Raw genomic sequence first — 17,305 nt, 5'->3', positions numbered from 1 at the left:
ACTACTGAGTAGCCATGGCGGGACAGAAGATCCGCATCCGGCTCAAGGCCTACGACCACGAGGTCATCGACAGCTCGGCGAAGAAGATCGTCGAGACGGTGACCCGCACTGGTGCGTCGGTCGCGGGCCCGGTGCCGCTGCCCACTGAGAAGAACGTGTACTGCGTCATCAAGTCGCCGCACAAGTACAAGGACTCGCGCGAGCACTTCGAGATGCGCACGCACAAGCGCCTGATCGACATTCTCGACCCGACGCCCAAGACCGTTGACTCTCTGATGCGACTCGACCTCCCGGCCGGTGTCGACATCGAGATCAAGCTCTAGGGATCGGTGATCTGAGAATGGCTAAGCAGATCAAGGGCATCCTGGGCGAGAAGCTCGGCATGACGCAGGTGTGGGACGAGAACAACCGTGTTGTTCCGGTCACCGTCGTCAAGGCCGGCCCCAACGTCGTCACCCAGGTGCGTACCAACGACAGCGACGGCTACGAGTCGGTCCAGATCGCCTTCGGCGAGATCGACCCGCGCAAGGTGAACAAGCCCCTCAAGGGTCACTTCGCCAAGGCCGACGTCACCCCCCGTCGTCACCTCGTCGAGATCCGCACCGCGGATGCCTCCGAGTACACCCTCGGCCAGGAGATCTCCGCCGAGGTCTTCGAGGCGGGCGTGAAGGTCGACGTCACCGGCAAGAGCAAGGGCAAGGGCTTCGCCGGTGTCATGAAGCGTCACAACTTCAAGGGCCTCGGCGCCGGTCACGGCACCCAGCGCAAGCACCGCTCTCCCGGCTCCATCGGTGGCTGCGCCACCCCGGGTCGTGTGTTCAAGGGCCTCCGCATGGCGGGTCGCATGGGCAACGAGCGGGTCACCACCCAGAACCTGACCGTTCACGCCGTTGACGCGGAGAAGGGCCTGCTCCTTATCAAGGGCGCGGTTCCTGGTCCGAACGGCGGCCTCGTCCTGGTCCGCACCGCGGCCAAGGGGGCCTGAGGACTATGAGCACCATTGACATTCTGTCGCCCTCCGGCGACACCGCCGGGACCGTTGAGCTCCCGGCCGAGATCTTCGACGTAGAGAAGATCAGCATTCCGCTGCTTCACCAGGTCGTCGTCGCGCAGCTGGCCGCCGCCCGTCAGGGCACGCACAAGGTCAAGCGTCGTGGCGAGGTCCGCGGTGGTGGTAAGAAGCCTTACCGCCAGAAGGGCACCGGCCGCGCGCGCCAGGGTTCGACCCGTGCGCCGCAGTTCGCCGGCGGTGGCGTCGTCCACGGCCCCACGCCGCGTGACTACTCGCAGCGGACCCCGAAGAAGATGAAGGCCGCGGCCCTGCGCCACGCCCTCACCGACCGGGCCCGCAACGCTCGCATCCACGTCATCACCGGCGTGATCGAGGGCGAGACCCCCTCCACCAAGGCCGCCAAGAGCTTCCTCGGCAAGGTCAGCGAGCGCAAGAACGTGCTCCTGGTCATCGAGCGCTCCGACGAGGCCGCGCTGCTCTCCGCGCGCAACCTGCCCCAGGTCCACATCCTGGAGCCGGGCCAGCTGAACACGTACGACGTTCTCGTCTCGGACGACGTGGTCTTCACCCAGGCCGCTTTCGAGTCCTTCGTGTCTGGCCCCAAGGCCGCTGACACCGAAGGGAGCGAAGCCTGATGGCTACGCGTCACCCGAGCATTGCCTCCAAGGCGGCCAAGGCCGCCAAGGCCGCGCGCGTCGCCAAGGCGAAGCGCCACGAGGCCGAGGGCAAGAACACCGTCGAGACGCCGGCGAGCAAGAGCTTCACGGACCCCCGTGACGTCCTCCTCAAGCCGGTCGTCTCCGAGAAGAGCTACGCGCTGCTCGACGAGGGCAAGTACACCTTCGTCGTCGCGCCGGGCGCCAACAAGACCCAGATCAAGCAGGCCGTCCAGGCGGTCTTCTCGGTCAAGGTCACCGGCGTCAACACGATCAACCGTCAGGGTAAGCGCAAGCGCACCAAGAGCGGTTTCGGTAAGCGTGCTGACACCAAGCGCGCCATCGTGACCCTCGCTGAGGGCGACCGTATCGACATCTTCGGCCAGGCCTCCTAACGGAGCGCCCTGGTCCGAATATCGGACGAGGACTGAGAAATGGGAATCCGCAAGTACAAGCCGACGACGCCGGGCCGCCGTGGCTCCTCCGTCGCCGACTTCGTCGAGGTCACGCGGTCCACGCCGGAGAAGTCGCTGGTCCGCCCGCTGCACAGCAAGGGCGGCCGTAACAACGCCGGTCGTGTGACCGTTCGCCACCAGGGTGGCGGACACAAGCGCGCCTACCGAGTGATCGACTTCCGTCGTCACGACAAGGACGGCGTGCCGGCGAAGGTCGCGCACATCGAGTACGACCCCAACCGCACCGCGCGCATCGCGCTGCTTCACTACGCGGACGGCGAGAAGCGCTACATCCTCGCCCCCCGCAACCTGTCGCAGGGTGACCGCGTCGAGAACGGTCCCGGGGCCGACATCAAGCCGGGCAACAACCTGGCGCTCCGCAACATCCCGGTCGGTACCACGATCCACGCGATCGAGATCCGTCCCGGTGGCGGCGCCAAGTTCGCCCGCTCCGCCGGTGCCTCGGTGCAGCTGCTCGCGAAGGAGGGCACGATGGCCCACCTTCGTATGCCTTCCGGTGAGATCCGCCTGGTCGACCAGCGCTGCCGCGCCACGGTCGGCGAGGTCGGCAACGCCGAGCAGAGCAACATCAACTGGGGTAAGGCCGGCCGTAAGCGCTGGCTGGGCGTTCGCCCGACCGTCCGCGGTGTGGCGATGAACCCGGTTGACCACCCGCACGGTGGTGGTGAGGGCAAGACCTCCGGTGGTCGCCACCCGGTCTCCCCGTGGGGTCAGAAGGAGGGTCGTACTCGTTCGCCGAAGAAGGCTTCGAACAAGTACATCGTCCGCCGCCGCAAGACGAACAAGAAGCGCTAGGAGCGGGTTTAGATGCCGCGCAGTCTCAAGAAGGGACCCTTCGTTGACGGCCACCTCGTAAAGAAGGTGGACGCTCAGAACGAAGCCGGTACCAAGAACGTCATCAAGACCTGGTCCCGTCGCTCGATGATCATCCCGGCCATGCTCGGCCACACGATCGCGGTGCACAACGGCAAGACCCACATTCCGGTGTTTGTCACCGAGTCGATGGTCGGCCACAAGCTCGGCGAGTTCTCGCCGACGCGCACCTTCCGGGGTCACGTCAAGGACGACCGGAAGTCGAAGCGCCGCTAACGCGGGGTGGAATGACCATGACAGACACTGGAAGGACAACCATGGAAGCCAGGGCCCAGGCGCGGTACATCCGCGTTACGCCCATGAAGGCCCGCCGCGTGGTGGACCTTATCCGTGGCATGGATGCCACGGAGGCTCAGGCGGTCCTGCGTTTCGCCCCGCAGGCCGCGAGCGTGCCGGTCGGCAAGGTGCTTGACAGCGCCATTGCCAACGCCGCGCACAACTACGACCACACCGACGCCGACAGCCTCTTCATCTCCGAGGCGTACGTCGACGAGGGTCCGACCCTGAAGCGGTTCCGTCCGCGCGCCCAGGGTCGTGCCTACCGGATCCGCAAGCGGACCAGCCACATCACCGTGGTCGTCAGCAGCAAGGAAGGAACCCGGTAATGGGCCAGAAGGTTAACCCGCATGGGTTCCGGCTCGGCATCACCACGGACTTCAAGTCCCGTTGGTACGCCGACAAGCTGTACAAGGACTACGTCAAGGAAGACGTCGCCATCCGTCGGATGATGACGTCCGGCATGGAGCGCGCCGGTATCTCGAAGGTTGAGATCGAGCGCACCCGTGACCGCGTGCGGGTGGACATCCACACCGCGCGTCCCGGCATCGTCATCGGCCGCCGTGGCGCCGAGGCCGACCGCATCCGCGGTGACCTCGAGAAGCTCACGGGCAAGCAGGTCCAGCTGAACATCCTCGAGGTCAAGAACCCCGAGACCGACGCTCAGCTGGTTGCTCAGGCCGTTGCCGAGCAGCTGTCCTCCCGCGTCTCCTTCCGTCGCGCCATGCGTAAGAGCATGCAGGGCACGATGAAGGCCGGCGCCAAGGGCATCAAGATCCAGTGTGGTGGCCGTCTCGGCGGCGCCGAGATGTCCCGCTCGGAGTTCTACCGCGAGGGCCGTGTGCCCCTGCACACGCTCCGCGCGAACGTCGACTACGGCTTCTTCGAGGCCAAGACGACCTTCGGCCGTATCGGTGTGAAGGTCTGGATCTACAAGGGCGACGTCAAGAACATCGCCGAGGTCCGCGCCGAGAACGCCGCTGCCCGCGCCGGCAACCGCCCGGCCCGTGGTGGCGGCAACGACCGCCCGGCCGGCCGTGGTGGCCGTGGTGGCGAGCGTGGCGGCCGCGGCCGCAAGCCGCAGCAGGCTCCCGCTGCCGAGGCCCCCAAGGCCGAGGCTCCGGCGGCTGCCGCTCCGGCTGAGAGCACCGGAACGGAGGCCTGACCGACATGCTGATCCCCCGTAGGGTCAAGCACCGCAAGCAGCACCACCCCAAGCGCCGTGGTCAGGCCAAGGGCGGTACGCAGGTTTCGTTCGGCGAGTACGGCATTCAGGCCCTCACGCCGGCGTACGTGACGAACCGTCAGATCGAGGCCGCGCGTATCGCGATGACCCGCCACATCAAGCGTGGCGGCAAGGTCTGGATCAACATCTACCCGGACCGCCCGCTCACGAAGAAGCCTGCCGAGACCCGCATGGGTTCCGGTAAGGGTTCGCCGGAGTGGTGGATCGCGAACGTGCACCCGGGCCGGGTCATGTTCGAACTGTCCTACCCCAACGAGAAGATCGCCCGTGAGGCCCTCACTCGCGCAGCCCACAAGCTGCCGATGAAGTGCCGGATCGTCAAGCGCGAGGCAGGTGAAGCGTGATGTCGGCCGGTACCAAGGCGTCCGAGCTGCGCGAACTGGGTGACGAGGAGCTTCTCGCGAAGCTTCGCGAAGCCAAGGAAGAGCTGTTCAACCTCCGCTTCCAGGCGGCGACCGGTCAGCTCGAGAACCACGGTCGGCTCAAGGCCGTCCGCAAGGACATCGCGCGGATCTACACCCTGATGCGTGAGCGCGAGCTGGGCATCGAAACGGTGGAGAGCGCCTGATGAGCGAGAGCAACGTGACTGAAACGACCGAGGCGCGCGGATTCCGCAAGACCCGTGAGGGTCTCGTCGTCAGCGACAAGATGGACAAGACCGTCGTCGTCGCCGTCGAGGACCGCGTCAAGCACGCCCTGTACGGCAAGGTCATCCGCCGTACGAGCAAGCTGAAGGCCCACGACGAGCAGAACGCCGCGGGTATCGGCGACCGCGTCCTCCTCATGGAGACGCGTCCGCTGTCCGCGACGAAGCGCTGGCGCATCGTGGAGATCCTCGAGAAGGCGAAGTAATCAAACGGGGGGCCCGCTCCCCCCGTTGCCCCCCGCCGGGGGCCTGCCGCACCGTCAGGTGCCCGGCCCCCGGCGGAGGTTTTCTCCCTCAACAGGCCAAGTAATTCCTGCGGGGCTTACCCGCAGGACGGTTCCGCCAGGCTCGCGGGGCGACCCGAAAGGGATCCCCGCGGGAACCGGCAGACAATCAGGAGATAGACGTGATCCAGCAGGAGTCGCGACTGCGTGTCGCCGACAACACGGGGGCGAAGGAAATCCTTTGCATCCGTGTGCTCGGTGGCTCCGGTCGCCGCTACGCGGGCATCGGTGACGTCATCGTCGCCACCGTCAAGGACGCGATCCCCGGCGGCAACGTGAAGAAGGGTGACGTCGTCAAGGCCGTCATCGTTCGCACCGTCAAGGAGCGCCGCCGTCCGGACGGCTCGTACATCCGCTTCGACGAGAACGCCGCCGTCATTCTGAAGAACGACGGCGACCCTCGCGGCACCCGTATCTTCGGCCCCGTCGGCCGTGAGCTGCGCGAGAAGAAGTTCATGAAGATCATCTCGCTCGCGCCGGAGGTGCTGTAAGCATGAAGATCAAGAAGGGTGACACGGTTCAGGTCATCACCGGCAAGGACAAGGGCAAGCAGGGCAAGGTCATTGCCGCTTACCCGCGCGACGAGCGCGTCCTGGTCGAGGGTGTCAACCGGGTCAAGAAGCACACCAAGGCCGGCCCGACCGCCAGCGGTTCCCAGGCCGGCGGCATCGTCACGACCGAGGCCCCGATTCACGTGAGCAACGTTCAGCTCGTCGTGGAGAAGGACGGCAACAAGGTCGTCACGCGTGTCGGTTACCGCTTCGACGATGAGGGCAACAAGGTTCGCGTTGCCAAGCGGACGGGTGAGGACATCTGATGGCTACCACCACGACTCCGCGTCTCAAGACGAAGTACCGCGAGGAGATCGCGGGCAAGCTGCTTGAGGAGTTCTCCTACGAGAACGTCATGCAGGTTCCCGGCCTCGTCAAGATTGTGGTCAACATGGGTGTCGGCGACGCCGCCCGTGACTCGAAGCTCATGGACGGTGCCGTCCGTGACCTGACCACGATCACCGGTCAGAAGCCGGCCGTCACCAAGGCCCGCAAGTCCATCGCGCAGTTCAAGCTGCGTGAGGGTCAGCCGATCGGTGCCCACGTCACGCTCCGTGGCGACCGCATGTGGGAGTTCCTGGACCGCACCCTGTCGCTCGCGCTGCCGCGCATCCGCGACTTCCGTGGTCTGTCCCCCAAGCAGTTCGACGGCCGTGGCAACTACACCTTCGGTCTCACGGAGCAGGTCATGTTCCACGAGATCGACCAGGACAAGATCGACCGTACCCGGGGCATGGACATCACCGTGGTGACCACGGCGACCAACGACGCTGAGGGCCGTGCCCTTCTCCGTCACCTCGGCTTCCCCTTCAAGGAGGCGTAAGCGAGATGGCGAAGAAGGCTCTGATTGCCAAGGCTGCTCGTAAGCCCAAGTTCGGCGTACGTGGCTACACGCGCTGCCAGCGCTGCGGTCGTCCGCACTCCGTGTACCGCAAGTTCGGCCTGTGCCGCGTCTGCCTTCGTGAGATGGCTCACCGTGGCGAGCTGCCGGGCGTGACCAAGAGCTCCTGGTAGTCCCCCCAACAAGGGATTCCAGGGCTCTCGGTAAGTAAAGGGTTCGGTCAGGTGCCCTGCCCTCCATGGCTTAGGCTAGGAGGGTTGGGCGCCTGACGCCCGTACGACTTACTACGCCGTAGGTCCCCGCACCGCACCCGTCCCGCCACTGAGTGGGGAGAGGGATGGCGCATACAGGAAACCCCGGCGAGAGAGGCCGAAGGCCAATTCATGACCATGACTGATCCCATCGCAGACATGCTTACTCGTCTGCGTAACGCGAACTCGGCGTACCACGACGATGTCGCGATGCCGCACAGCAAGATCAAGTCGCACATCGCAGAGATCCTCCAGCAGGAGGGCTTCATCACCGGCTGGAAGGTCGAGGACGCCGAGGTCGGCAAGAAGCTCGTCCTCGAGCTGAAGTTCGGCCCGAACCGTGAGCGCTCCATCGCGGGCATCAAGCGGATTTCGAAGCCGGGTCTGCGTGTGTACGCGAAGTCCACCTCCCTGCCCAAGGTGCTCGGTGGCCTCGGCGTGGCGATCATCTCCACGTCGCACGGTCTCCTCACCGACAAGCAGGCCGGCAAGAAGGGCGTAGGCGGAGAAGTTCTCGCCTACGTCTGGTAACGGAAGGGAACGGAGGAAACAGCTATGTCGCGTATTGGCAAGCTCCCCATCACGGTTCCCGCCGGCGTGGACGTCACCATCGACGGCCGTACGGTCCAGGTGAAGGGCCCCAAGGGCACCCTCTCCCACACCGTCGCGGCGCCGATCGAGGTCGCCAAGGGTGAGGACGGCATTCTCAATGTCACCCGCCCGAACGACGAGCGTCAGAACAAGGCCCTGCACGGCCTGTCCCGCACGCTGGTGGCGAACATGATCACCGGCGTGACCACGGGTTACGTGAAGAAGCTCGAAATCAGCGGTGTCGGTTACCGCGTCCTGGCGAAGGGCTCCAACCTGGAGTTCTCGCTCGGCTACAGCCACTCGATCACCGTCGAGGCCCCCGAAGGCATCACCTTCAAGGTCGAGAACCCGACGCGGTTCTCGGTCGAGGGCATCGACAAGCAGAAGGTCGGAGAGGTTGCGGCCAACATCCGCAAGCTGCGCAAGCCCGACCCGTACAAGGCCAAGGGCGTCAAGTACGAAGGCGAAGTCATCCGCCGCAAGGTCGGAAAGGCGGGTAAGTAAGCCATGGCATACGGTGTCAAGATTGCTAAGGGCGACGCTTACAAGCGTGCTGCCATCAAGCGTCGTCACATCCGCATCCGGAAGCACATCTCCGGTACGGCTGAGCGGCCGCGCCTGGTCGTGACGCGCTCCAACCGCCACATCGTGGCCCAGGTCATCGACGACGTTAAGGGTCACACCCTCGCGTCGGCGTCGACCCTGGACACCACGGTCCGTGGTGGCGAGGGCGACAAGTCCGCGCAGGCCAAGTCGGTCGGCGCCCTTGTCGCCGAGCGCGCCAAGGCCGCCGGTGTCGAGGCTGTCGTATTCGACCGTGGTGGTAACCAGTACGCCGGGCGCATTGCCGCTCTGGCGGACGCCGCCCGCGAAGCCGGACTCAAGTTCTGAGTCGGTTCCGTAGCTAGCGGAAACAGAGAGAGGTAATTCCAATGGCTGGACCCCAGCGCCGCGGAAGCGGTGCCGGTGGCGGCGAGCGGCGGGACCGGAAGGGCCGTGACGGCGGCGCTGCTGCCGAGAAGACCGCGTACGTTGAGCGCGTTGTCGCGATCAACCGCGTCGCCAAGGTTGTGAAGGGTGGTCGTCGCTTCAGCTTCACCGCGCTGGTCGTGGTGGGCGATGGTGACGGCACCGTCGGTGTGGGCTACGGCAAGGCCAAGGAGGTGCCGGCCGCCATCGCCAAGGGTGTTGAGGAGGCCAAGAAGCACTTCTTCAAGGTCCCCCGTATCCAGGGCACCATCCCGCACCCGATCACGGGCGAGAAGGCTGCGGGCGTCGTCCTGCTCAAGCCTGCTTCCCCCGGTACCGGCGTTATCGCCGGTGGCCCGGTGCGTGCGGTGCTCGAGTGCGCCGGCGTTCACGACATCCTGTCGAAGTCGCTCGGCTCGTCCAACGCGATCAACATCGTGCACGCGACCGTGGCGGCCCTCAAGGGCCTGCAGCGTCCCGAGGAGATCGCGGCCCGCCGTGGTCTGCCCCTCGAGGACGTCGCCCCCGCGGCTCTGCTTCGTGCGCGTGCGGGAGCGGGTGCGTAATCATGGCTCAGCTCAGGATCACGCAGACGAAGTCGTACATCGGCAGCAAGCAGAACCACCGCGACACCCTGCGTTCGCTCGGGCTCAAGCGCCTGAACGACGTGGTCGTCAAGGAGGACCGCCCCGAGTTCCGCGGAATGGTGCACACCGTCCGCCACCTCGTGACGGTTGAGGAGGTCGACTGATCATGGCGGAGAACAACCCGCTCAAGATCCACAACCTCCGTCCCGCCCCGGGCGCCAAGACCGCCAAGACCCGTGTGGGTCGTGGTGAGGCGTCGAAGGGTAAGACGGCCGGTCGTGGTACCAAGGGCACGAAGGCCCGCTACCAGGTTCCGGAGCGCTTCGAGGGCGGGCAGATGCCCCTCCACATGCGCCTCCCGAAGCTGAAGGGCTTCAAGAACCCGTTCAAGACCGAGTTCCAGGTCGTGAACCTCGACAAGCTGGGCGCGCTGTACCCGGAGGGTGGCGAGGTCACCGTCGAGGGTCTCGTCGCCAAGGGTGCCGTTCGCAAGAACAGCCTCGTCAAGGTCCTCGGCCAGGGCGAGATCTCCGTCGCGCTGCAGGTTTCGGTTGACGCCGTTTCCGGCTCCGCCAAGGAGAAGATCACCGCCGCCGGCGGTACCGTCACCGAGCTCGTCTGACCTTTTCAGGCGTCTCGATGACATGAGCGATCCCGACCGGGGGTGCCCCTATAAAAGGGGTATCCCCGGTTGGTCGTTCCTAGGGGGGCAGTCTCGCCGGTAAGGTGACTTGCACTGCCGACTTTCGTCCGGCGTTCCATCGGACGGCAGTCGACCGATACCTACCTATTCGTCGAACCTCAAGACCGTCACCTCTGACGCAGTTGCGCGGGGGTCGCAGGAGGCACCGTGCTCACCGCGTTCGCCCGGGCGTTCAAGACGCCCGACCTGCGCAAGAAGCTGCTCTTCACGCTCGCCATCATCGTGGTCTACCGGGTCGGTACCCACGTACCGATCCCAGGTGTCGACTACAAGAACGTCCAGACCTGCATCGACGTGGCCAAGGGCAACCAGGGTCTGTTCGGGCTGGTCAACATGTTCAGTGGTGGCGCACTGCTGCAGATCACGATCTTCGCGCTCGGCATCATGCCGTACATCACGGCGAGCATCATCCTGCAGCTGCTGACGGTGGTGATCCCGCGCCTCGAAGCCCTCAAGAAGGAGGGTTCGGCCGGCACCGCGAAGATCACGCAGTACACCCGTTACCTGACAGTGGCGCTGGCGATCCTTCAGGGCACCGGCCTTGTCGCGACCGCCCGCAGCGGCGCCCTGTTCAGTGGCTGCCAGGTGGCCAACCAGATCGTTCCTGACCAGTCGATCTTCCAGACCGTCGTGATGGTCGTCACCATGACCGCCGGTACGGGCGTCGTCATGTGGCTGGGCGAGCTCATCACCGACCGGGGCATCGGCAACGGTATGTCGATCCTCATGTTCATCTCGATCGCCGCGACGTTCCCGTCCGCGCTGTGGGCGATCAAGACGCAGGGCACGCTGGCCGGAGGCTGGATCGAGTTCGGCACGGTCATCCTCGTGGGCCTCGTCATGGTCGGCCTGGTGGTCTTCGTCGAGCAGGCCCAGCGCCGCGTTCCGGTCCAGTACGCGAAGCGCATGATCGGCCGCCGGTCCTACGGCGGTACGTCCACCTACATCCCGTTGAAGGTGAATCAGGCGGGTGTGATTCCCGTCATCTTCGCGTCGTCGCTGCTCTACATCCCGGCGCTGATCGCCCAGTTCTCCAAGGACACTTCCGGCTGGAAAACCTGGGTTGAGCAGAATCTGACCAAGGGCAACCACCCGATTTACATCACCATGTACTTTTTGCTGATCGTGTTCTTCGCGTTCTTCTACGTGGCGATCTCCTTCAACCCCGAAGAAGTCGCCGACAACATGAAGAAGTATGGTGGCTTCATCCCGGGCATCCGGGCTGGCCGACCGACCGCTGAGTACCTCAGTTACGTGCTCAACAGGATCACCTGGCCGGGTTCGCTGTATCTGGGTCTGATCGCTCTCGTACCGACGGTGGCGTTGGTTGGCTTCGGGGCAAGCCAGAACTTCCCGTTCGGTGGTACCAGCATCCTGATCATCGTGGGTGTCGGTCTCGAGACGGTGAAGCAGATCGAGAGCCAGCTTCAGCAGCGCAATTACGAAGGGTTCCTCCGCTGATGCGAATCGTCCTCGTCGGGCCGCCCGGTGCCGGGAAGGGAACGCAGGCCGCGTTCCTCGCCAAGAACCTGGGGATTCCGCACATCTCCACGGGCGACCTCTTCCGCGCCAACATCAGCCAGGGCACGGAGCTGGGCAAGCAGGCCAAGGCGTACATGGACGCCGGCAACCTGGTGCCCGACGAGGTCACCATCGGGATGGCCAAGGACCGCATGGAGCAGCCGGACGCCGTGAACGGCTTCCTGCTGGACGGCTTCCCTCGTAACGTCTCGCAGGCCGAGGCGCTCGACGAGATGCTCAAGACCGAGGGCATGAAGCTGGACGCGGTGCTGGACCTGGAGGTCCCCGAGGACGAGGTGGTCAAGCGCATCGCGGGCCGCCGCATCTGCCGCAACGACTCGGCGCACGTCTTCCACGTGACGTACAAGCAGCCGAAGAGCGAAGGCGTCTGCGACGTCTGCGGCGGCGAGCTGTACCAGCGTGACGACGACTCCGAGGACACGGTGCGCAAGCGCCTGGAGGTCTACCACAGCCAGACCGAGCCGATCATCGACTACTACAAGTCCCAGGGCTTGGTGGTCACGATCTCGGCCCTCGGCAAGGTGGAAGAGGTCACGGGACGCGCCATGGGGGCTCTGCCGCGGCCCTGACCAGGGTTGCGAGGACGACGACAAGGCTGCTCCGGCTGGTCCGGAGCAGCCTTTGTCATGATCGTCAAGTAATGATTTGATGTGGACATGCCCCGCGCGGGTGAACTAGTGTTCGGATCACTGCAATCACATCGGCAACACCGGTGTTGTGCAACCTCATTGGGGAAAGAGGGATCATGATCAAGTCAAAGCTCGCTCGAGCCGCCGCAGTCGTCGGCGCGTCCGCTGCCCTGGTCGTCGGGGTGAGCGCTTCGGCGCAGGCCGACAGCGACAAGCAGATCAACCTTCCGTCGAGCCGTGGATACATGCACTTCCACGACGACGGCGACGTGTTCTCGGTCTGTGACACCAAGGCCGACGGCTACGGGGTGACCGGTGCTCTGTGGGTCCGGAACTCCGCCGGCATCGAGTCGCAGCTGTGGACTCTTGACGACGGCGGTGACTCCGGCTGCGACAAGAAGGGCGAGAACATCGGCCAGCTCTCCGTCTACAAGATGGAGGTCTGGTGGCACGGTGGCGGCGCTGCCGTCTGGTCGCCGAGCTGGTTCAACGAGTAAACCGCGGATGAGTTCGCTCTCGACCCATGACGCTTGACCTGCTCGTGGGCTGAGATCAACTGCAGAGGGGCTGCTCCGGTGTTGCGGGAGCAGCCCCTTCGTTGTCCGTGGCGCAGGGGTCGTTGTCCGTGGCGCAGAGGCCCCGTACGCGGTGAACTCCTTCGTTGTCTTTCACACCAGCCGGCCAGATTCCTGTCCCAGTCGTCTCTCCCGTGGAGGTACGAGCATGGCTCCCGACCCGCATGCCCGCGCGGCGCTCAAAACGTCCTCTCCAGAGGCGCGACCGGCCGCGGACTCCGCCGAACGGCCACAACCGCTGCTGCGCCGTCGCAAGACTCGACGTCTCGTGGTGGTCGCCGTCGTCGCGGCGGTCGCCGCCGCGGGGATCGCGGTGTCGCTCGCCCTGCGCGGCGGTGAAGCGCATGGGCGGCCCGCGAGCGCGCCCGATGTCACGGGCGTGGCGGCGCACCCGGACCAGTCGCCGCCTCGAGAGCTGATCGCGGCGGGGAGGGCCGCCGTCTCGGCGTACTACACGATGAAACTCGTGAAGCAGCCGAACGGGAACGCGATCGGCACCTACGAGTGGCGGTTGCTCAACACGACCACCGAGCGGTACGAGAAGACCGACTGGGCCTGGCTGGACGTCGCCCCCGGGACGCGGACCGCAGCGGTGCTCGAGCGCGATCTGCCCGTCGACCGGATAGGACTGCTGAACCTGGCCACGGGCAAGGTGCAGCGCTGGATCAAGGTCGACAGGAGCGTCGGCGGTGTGCAGTTCTCACCGGACGGCAAACGCCTGTTGGCGACGGCGTACGGCCTCAACCCGGACGGTCTGTTCAAGGACGCGTCCTACCGGTGGAACGGCAAGACCGTGCCGGGGCCGAAGCAGAGCCGCACCGGCTTCTATGTGATCGATGTCGCCTCCGGCAAGGCGGACTTCGTCGGGCTGCCGGCCAAGAAAGGCGAGCAGGGGATCCCCGCCGGTGGGCGTCAGGACTTCCAGTGGAGCCGTGACGGGAAGCTGGTGTGGGGACCCGGCGACGACAAGGCGGGCGTGAGCTACTACGACGTGACCGGCAAGACGATGCCTGCCCCGGATCAGGAAGCGCGTCAGTCCAACCCGGGAGCGGTCTGGTCCCCCGACGGAAACCTGGTGACCGGCGCCTTCGTGGGGGAGGGCGACAAGATCGTCTCCGAGGTACGGAACGCGAAGACCGGCAAGCGGGCCGCGGTGGTCCCCGGCCAGCAGCTTCTCGCGTGGGCCGACAACAGTCACCTCATCGCCTGGCGGTGCGATCCCGAGCGCTGTAAGCCCGGTACGGGGGAGTTCCGCAACCAGCTGCTCCTGGTCGGCCTGGACGGCAAGGTCACTCCGCTTTCCGGCTTCCGGTCGGCGAAGGCGCAGGACGAGAGCCGCTGGTTCCCGGTATTCACCCGGCGCTGACCGGGCTGCGGCCGTGACCGGCGGGACCACGTGTTGCCACATCGCCGGGGGCCGTACTGTTGTGGTGTACAAAACCGGACCGGCACCCGTAAGAAGGCAGAGCTGATGGTGCAGATCAAGACCCCCGAGCAGATCGCCAAGATGCGTGAGGCGGGGCTGGTCGTCGCCGCCATCCACGCGGCGACGCGTGAGGCAGCGGTGCCCGGGGCCACGACCATGGATCTGGACCAGGCCGCGCGCAAGGTGCTCGCCGAGCACGACGCGAAGCCGAACTTCCTCGGCTACGGCGGCTTCCCCGCGACGATCTGCACTTCGGTGAACGAGGTCGTGGTCCACGGCATCCCGTCCGACGAGGTCGTCCTCAAGGACGGCGACGTCATCTCCATCGACGCCGGAGCGATCATCGACGGCTGGCATGGCGACGCCGCGTTCACCGCGTTCGTGGGTTCCGGTCACGCCCCGGAGCTGCTGGAGCTCTCCCGGGTGACCGAGGAGTCGATGTGGGCGGGCATCGCCGCGATGAAGCAGGGCAACCGGCTCATCGACGTCTCGCGTGCGATCGAGACGTACATCCGCCGCCAGCCGAAGCCCGGCGGCGGCAAGTACGGAATCATCGAGGACTACGGCGGTCACGGCATCGGCACCGAGATGCACATGGACCCGCACCTGCTGAACTACGTCGAGAAGCGGCGCGGCAAGGGTCCGAAGCTGGTCCCCGGCTTCTGCCTGGCCATCGAGCCGATGGTGTCCCTGGGCACGCCGCGGACCGAGGTGCTGGAGGACGACTGGACCGTCATCACGACGGACGGCACGTGGTCCTCGCACTGGGAGCACTCGGTGGCGTTGACGGAGGAGGGCCCGCTGGTCCTCACCGCCCCGGACGGCGGCAAGGCCAAGCTGGCGGAACACGGCATCACGGCGGCACCGGACCCGCTGGCCTGACGGCGCCGGACCTGTTGGTCCGATGGCCCTGGACCCGCGTGGCCTGGCGGCGCCCGCCCCGTTGGTTTGATGGCCCTGGACCCGCGTGGCCTGGCGGCGCCCGCCCCGTTGGTGTGATGGCGCCGGAGCCGCGTGGCCTGACGGCGCCGGACCCGTTGGTCTGGCGGCGCTGGACCCGCGTGGTCGATGGCGCCCGACCCGTGGTCTGGCGGCGCCGGTCCCGGTGGCCCGGTGGTGGCGGACCCGGTGGCCCGGTGGTGGTGGAACCGTGGGCCTGATGTGGGCGGGCCAGGTCGGGGGTCGGTGGAGTGTGGGGGATCGCGGTGGTCGGGCGGGGGTACCGGTCGGATACGGCGGGTGGCGATGTGATCGCCGTACGTCTTCGTGGTGCCGGTCCGGGAGGTCCGTGGTGACGTGTGGACGACCCCCGTTGCTTAACGATCTCCGTAGTGGGGCATTCTTTCTCGATTCGTCTTTCCGAGAGGCCTGACGTAGACTGACTCGTCGGCTCTCGTGCACCCGCATGTCTGCATGCGCTCGTGCGAAGTCGATCAAGGTAGTCGATTCGAAGGGCGAAGCGTGGCCAAGAAGCAAGGTGCCATCGAGATCGAGGGCACTGTCGTCGAGTCTCTTCCGAACGCCATGTTCAAGGTCGAGCTCCAGAACGGCCACCAGGTCCTGGCACACATCAGCGGCAAGATGCGTATGCACTACATCCGCATCCTCCCTGACGACCGGGTCGTGGTGGAGTTGTCTCCGTACGACCTGACGCGTGGCCGCATCGTCTACCGGTACAAGTAGATCTTGCCCTTACTCCGTGTTCCCGGTTCCGGGACGCGGGGGGTGGCACTGACCCGGAGAACCTCACCAATGAAGGTCAAGCCGAGCGTCAAGAAGATCTGCGACAAGTGCAGGGTGATCCGCCGTCACGGTCGGGTCATGGTCATCTGCGAAAACCCGCGCCACAAGCAGCGCCAGGGCTGACGCACGACCGCACCTTCTGCATCCGCAGATACTTCGCGCGACGCAAGCAGTACATGTTCATACGCAGAATCCAGGACTGAGTCTCTTCAGGCCTGACACCCCCGGTCGGAGGCCGGGGACCCGGTTCGTACCGAATCTTCGTCAAGAGGAGAGGACGGCGGGCGGGATCCGGTTCTGCGGAAGACCTCCGAACGACAACTGGAGCCATTGAATGGCACGCGTTTCCGGTGTTGACATCCCTCGCGAAAAGCGTGTGGAGGTCGCCCTGACCTACGTGTTCGGCATCGGCCGGACCCTTTCCCAGCAGACGCTGGCCGAGACCGGCGTGAACCCGAACACCCGCGTTCGTGACCTCTCCGAAGAAGAGCTGGTCAAGATCCGCGAGTACGTGGACGCGAACATCAAGACCGAGGGTGACCTCCGTCGCGAGATTCAGGCCGACATCCGCCGCAAGGTCGAGATCGGCTGCTACCAGGGTCTGCGCCACCGTCGTGGCCTGCCCGTCCACGGTCAGCGCACCAGCACGAACGCTCGTACCCGCAAGGGCCCGCGTCGCGCCATCGCCGGCAAGAAGAAGCCGGGCAAGAAGTAGTCCTCAGCGGACGCTTATCAGCGGTCTTCGCTGTAGGACCGACCACCTCCCGTAGGAGTAATAGATGCCCCCCAAGGGTCGTCAGGGCGCTGCCAAGAAGGTGCGCCGCAAGGAAAAGAAGAACGTCGCTCACGGGCACGCTCACATCAAGAGCACGTTCAACAACACCATCGTCTCGATCACGGACCCCTCGGGCAACGTGATCTCCTGGGCCTCCGCCGGCCACGTCGGCTTCAAGGGCTCGCGCAAGTCCACCCCCTTCGCCGCGCAGATGGCTGCCGAGTCGGCCGCCCGTCGCGCGCAGGAGCACGGCATGCGCAAGGTTGACGTCTTCGTGAAGGGCCCGGGCTCCGGTCGCGAGACCGCGATCCGCTCCCTCCAGGCCACTGGCCTCGAGGTCGGCTCCATCCAGGACGTCACCCCCACCCCGCACAACGGCTGCCGTCCGCCCAAGCGCCGCCGCGTCTGAGGCTCGGTTGTCTTGAGGTTGCGGGCGGTACGTCTCTTCGGAGGCGTGCCGCCCGTACCCTTGCAGTAGCAGCAGGGCGTCAAATAGCGGGCGCCCATGACTGAAGGATCGCAACATGCTGATTGCTCAGCGTCCCTCGTTGACCGAAGAGGTCGTCGACGAATTCCGCTCCCGGTTCGTGATCGAGCCGCTGGAGCCGGGCTTCGGCTACACCCTCGGCAACTCCCTTCGCCGGACCCTCCTG

30 protein-coding genes and 1 pseudogene are annotated in these 17,305 nt (G+C 65.7%); all 31 read left to right on the top strand.

Annotation, left to right across the window (positions count from 1 at the left end):
• Positions 1-14 precede the first annotated feature (14 nt).
• On the top strand, positions 15-323 hold the full coding sequence (rpsJ, locus tag AQJ27_RS13870) for a 30S ribosomal protein S10 (protein WP_003948644.1): 309 nt from the start codon (positions 15-17) through the stop codon (positions 321-323).
• A gap of 17 nt (positions 324-340) precedes the next feature.
• Positions 341-985: a 50S ribosomal protein L3 gene (gene rplC, locus AQJ27_RS13865; protein ID WP_030619125.1), complete on the top strand. Its 645-nt coding sequence runs from the start codon at positions 341-343 to the stop codon at positions 983-985.
• 5 nt (positions 986-990) lie between these two features.
• The gene (gene rplD / locus AQJ27_RS13860) at positions 991-1,647 is read left to right on the top strand and encodes a 50S ribosomal protein L4 (RefSeq protein ID WP_060900353.1); all 657 of its coding nucleotides are present in this window, start codon (positions 991-993) and stop codon (positions 1,645-1,647) included.
• Positions 1,647-2,063 (top strand): 50S ribosomal protein L23, encoded by a 417-nt coding sequence (gene rplW / locus AQJ27_RS13855; RefSeq protein ID WP_067367110.1) that lies wholly within the window; start codon positions 1,647-1,649, stop codon positions 2,061-2,063. The genes rplD and rplW overlap by 1 nt, the downstream gene beginning before the upstream one ends.
• 39 nt (positions 2,064-2,102) lie before the next feature.
• Positions 2,103-2,939, top strand: a complete 837-nt coding sequence (gene rplB / locus AQJ27_RS13850) for a 50S ribosomal protein L2 (RefSeq protein ID WP_020132633.1) — start codon at positions 2,103-2,105, stop codon at positions 2,937-2,939.
• Positions 2,940-2,951: 12 nt separating this feature from the next.
• Entirely contained in the window at positions 2,952-3,233 is a 282-nt protein-coding gene (gene rpsS, locus AQJ27_RS13845; protein WP_015035577.1) for a 30S ribosomal protein S19, read from the top strand.
• Between the two features lie 41 nt (positions 3,234-3,274).
• A complete protein-coding gene (gene rplV / locus AQJ27_RS13840) occupies positions 3,275-3,622 on the top strand; it encodes a 50S ribosomal protein L22 (RefSeq protein ID WP_003974262.1) in 348 nt (115 codons plus the stop codon).
• Positions 3,622-4,458 (top strand): 30S ribosomal protein S3, encoded by an 837-nt coding sequence (gene rpsC, locus AQJ27_RS13835; protein WP_067367107.1) that lies wholly within the window; start codon positions 3,622-3,624, stop codon positions 4,456-4,458. The genes rplV and rpsC overlap by 1 nt, the downstream gene beginning before the upstream one ends.
• 5 nt (positions 4,459-4,463) lie before the next feature.
• Positions 4,464-4,883, top strand: coding sequence for a 50S ribosomal protein L16 (gene rplP, locus AQJ27_RS13830; protein WP_010986348.1), 420 nt, complete (start codon positions 4,464-4,466; stop codon positions 4,881-4,883).
• Positions 4,883-5,107, top strand: coding sequence for a 50S ribosomal protein L29 (rpmC, locus tag AQJ27_RS13825; RefSeq protein ID WP_003998824.1), 225 nt, complete (start codon positions 4,883-4,885; stop codon positions 5,105-5,107). The genes rplP and rpmC overlap by 1 nt, the downstream gene beginning before the upstream one ends.
• Positions 5,107-5,391 (top strand): 30S ribosomal protein S17, encoded by a 285-nt coding sequence (rpsQ, locus tag AQJ27_RS13820; protein ID WP_067367104.1) that lies wholly within the window; start codon positions 5,107-5,109, stop codon positions 5,389-5,391. Before rpmC ends, rpsQ begins: the two co-directional genes overlap by 1 nt.
• A 200-nt stretch (positions 5,392-5,591) precedes the next feature.
• Complete coding sequence (gene rplN, locus AQJ27_RS13815; protein ID WP_003998823.1) at positions 5,592-5,960, top strand: 50S ribosomal protein L14; 369 nt, start codon at positions 5,592-5,594, stop codon at positions 5,958-5,960.
• Between the two features lie 2 nt (positions 5,961-5,962).
• Positions 5,963-6,286 (top strand): 50S ribosomal protein L24, encoded by a 324-nt coding sequence (rplX, locus tag AQJ27_RS13810; RefSeq protein WP_067367101.1) that lies wholly within the window; start codon positions 5,963-5,965, stop codon positions 6,284-6,286.
• Positions 6,286-6,843 (top strand): 50S ribosomal protein L5, encoded by a 558-nt coding sequence (gene rplE, locus AQJ27_RS13805; RefSeq protein WP_067367099.1) that lies wholly within the window; start codon positions 6,286-6,288, stop codon positions 6,841-6,843. The genes rplX and rplE overlap by 1 nt, the downstream gene beginning before the upstream one ends.
• Positions 6,844-6,848: 5 nt before the next feature.
• The gene (locus AQJ27_RS13800; RefSeq protein WP_003948630.1) at positions 6,849-7,034 is read left to right on the top strand and encodes a type Z 30S ribosomal protein S14; all 186 of its coding nucleotides are present in this window, start codon (positions 6,849-6,851) and stop codon (positions 7,032-7,034) included.
• 210 nt (positions 7,035-7,244) lie between these two features.
• On the top strand, positions 7,245-7,643 hold the full coding sequence (gene rpsH, locus AQJ27_RS13795) for a 30S ribosomal protein S8 (RefSeq protein WP_055614920.1): 399 nt from the start codon (positions 7,245-7,247) through the stop codon (positions 7,641-7,643).
• A gap of 24 nt (positions 7,644-7,667) precedes the next feature.
• Complete coding sequence (gene rplF / locus AQJ27_RS13790) at positions 7,668-8,207, top strand: 50S ribosomal protein L6 (RefSeq protein ID WP_067367096.1); 540 nt, start codon at positions 7,668-7,670, stop codon at positions 8,205-8,207.
• A 3-nt stretch (positions 8,208-8,210) separates the two neighbouring features.
• Positions 8,211-8,594: a 50S ribosomal protein L18 gene (gene rplR / locus AQJ27_RS13785; RefSeq protein ID WP_067367094.1), complete on the top strand. Its 384-nt coding sequence runs from the start codon at positions 8,211-8,213 to the stop codon at positions 8,592-8,594.
• 41 nt (positions 8,595-8,635) lie between these two features.
• Positions 8,636-9,238 carry a 30S ribosomal protein S5 gene (rpsE, locus tag AQJ27_RS13780; RefSeq protein ID WP_055513610.1) on the top strand — a complete coding sequence of 201 codons (603 nt, stop codon included), beginning with the start codon at positions 8,636-8,638 and terminating at the stop codon, positions 9,236-9,238.
• Between the two features lie 2 nt (positions 9,239-9,240).
• Positions 9,241-9,423 carry a 50S ribosomal protein L30 gene (gene rpmD / locus AQJ27_RS13775; RefSeq protein ID WP_060901490.1) on the top strand — a complete coding sequence of 61 codons (183 nt, stop codon included), beginning with the start codon at positions 9,241-9,243 and terminating at the stop codon, positions 9,421-9,423.
• Positions 9,424-9,425: 2 nt separating this feature from the next.
• Positions 9,426-9,881 (top strand): 50S ribosomal protein L15, encoded by a 456-nt coding sequence (gene rplO, locus AQJ27_RS13770; protein ID WP_067367091.1) that lies wholly within the window; start codon positions 9,426-9,428, stop codon positions 9,879-9,881.
• Between the two features lie 228 nt (positions 9,882-10,109).
• Entirely contained in the window at positions 10,110-11,423 is a 1,314-nt protein-coding gene (gene secY, locus AQJ27_RS13765; protein ID WP_067367088.1) for a preprotein translocase subunit SecY, read from the top strand.
• Positions 11,423-12,073, top strand: coding sequence for an adenylate kinase (locus AQJ27_RS13760; RefSeq protein WP_067367086.1), 651 nt, complete (start codon positions 11,423-11,425; stop codon positions 12,071-12,073). The genes secY and AQJ27_RS13760 overlap by 1 nt, the downstream gene beginning before the upstream one ends.
• Before the next feature lie 176 nt (positions 12,074-12,249).
• Positions 12,250-12,630 carry a hypothetical protein gene (locus AQJ27_RS13755; protein WP_067367082.1) on the top strand — a complete coding sequence of 127 codons (381 nt, stop codon included), beginning with the start codon at positions 12,250-12,252 and terminating at the stop codon, positions 12,628-12,630.
• A gap of 226 nt (positions 12,631-12,856) precedes the next feature.
• On the top strand, positions 12,857-14,074 hold the full coding sequence (locus tag AQJ27_RS13750; RefSeq protein WP_067367079.1) for a hypothetical protein: 1,218 nt from the start codon (positions 12,857-12,859) through the stop codon (positions 14,072-14,074).
• 105 nt (positions 14,075-14,179) lie between these two features.
• Positions 14,180-15,016 (top strand): type I methionyl aminopeptidase, encoded by an 837-nt coding sequence (gene map, locus AQJ27_RS13745; RefSeq protein WP_067367076.1) that lies wholly within the window; start codon positions 14,180-14,182, stop codon positions 15,014-15,016.
• Between the two features lie 579 nt (positions 15,017-15,595).
• Entirely contained in the window at positions 15,596-15,817 is a 222-nt protein-coding gene (gene infA, locus AQJ27_RS13740; protein ID WP_003948620.1) for a translation initiation factor IF-1, read from the top strand.
• A gap of 69 nt (positions 15,818-15,886) precedes the next feature.
• Entirely contained in the window at positions 15,887-16,000 is a 114-nt protein-coding gene (rpmJ, locus tag AQJ27_RS13735; protein WP_003998809.1) for a 50S ribosomal protein L36, read from the top strand.
• Positions 16,001-16,211: 211 nt separating this feature from the next.
• Entirely contained in the window at positions 16,212-16,592 is a 381-nt protein-coding gene (rpsM, locus tag AQJ27_RS13730) for a 30S ribosomal protein S13 (RefSeq protein ID WP_060901485.1), read from the top strand.
• A gap of 64 nt (positions 16,593-16,656) precedes the next feature.
• Complete coding sequence (gene rpsK / locus AQJ27_RS13725; RefSeq protein ID WP_003956432.1) at positions 16,657-17,061, top strand: 30S ribosomal protein S11; 405 nt, start codon at positions 16,657-16,659, stop codon at positions 17,059-17,061.
• A 115-nt stretch (positions 17,062-17,176) separates the two neighbouring features.
• Positions 17,177-17,305 (top strand): annotated as a pseudogene (locus AQJ27_RS54675) (DNA-directed RNA polymerase subunit alpha); the annotation flags it as partial.

Source organism: Streptomyces olivochromogenes (assembly GCF_001514115.1).
Taxonomy (GTDB): domain Bacteria; phylum Actinomycetota; class Actinomycetes; order Streptomycetales; family Streptomycetaceae; genus Streptomyces; species Streptomyces olivochromogenes.
This window is presented reverse-complemented; position numbering and strand designations above follow the sequence as displayed.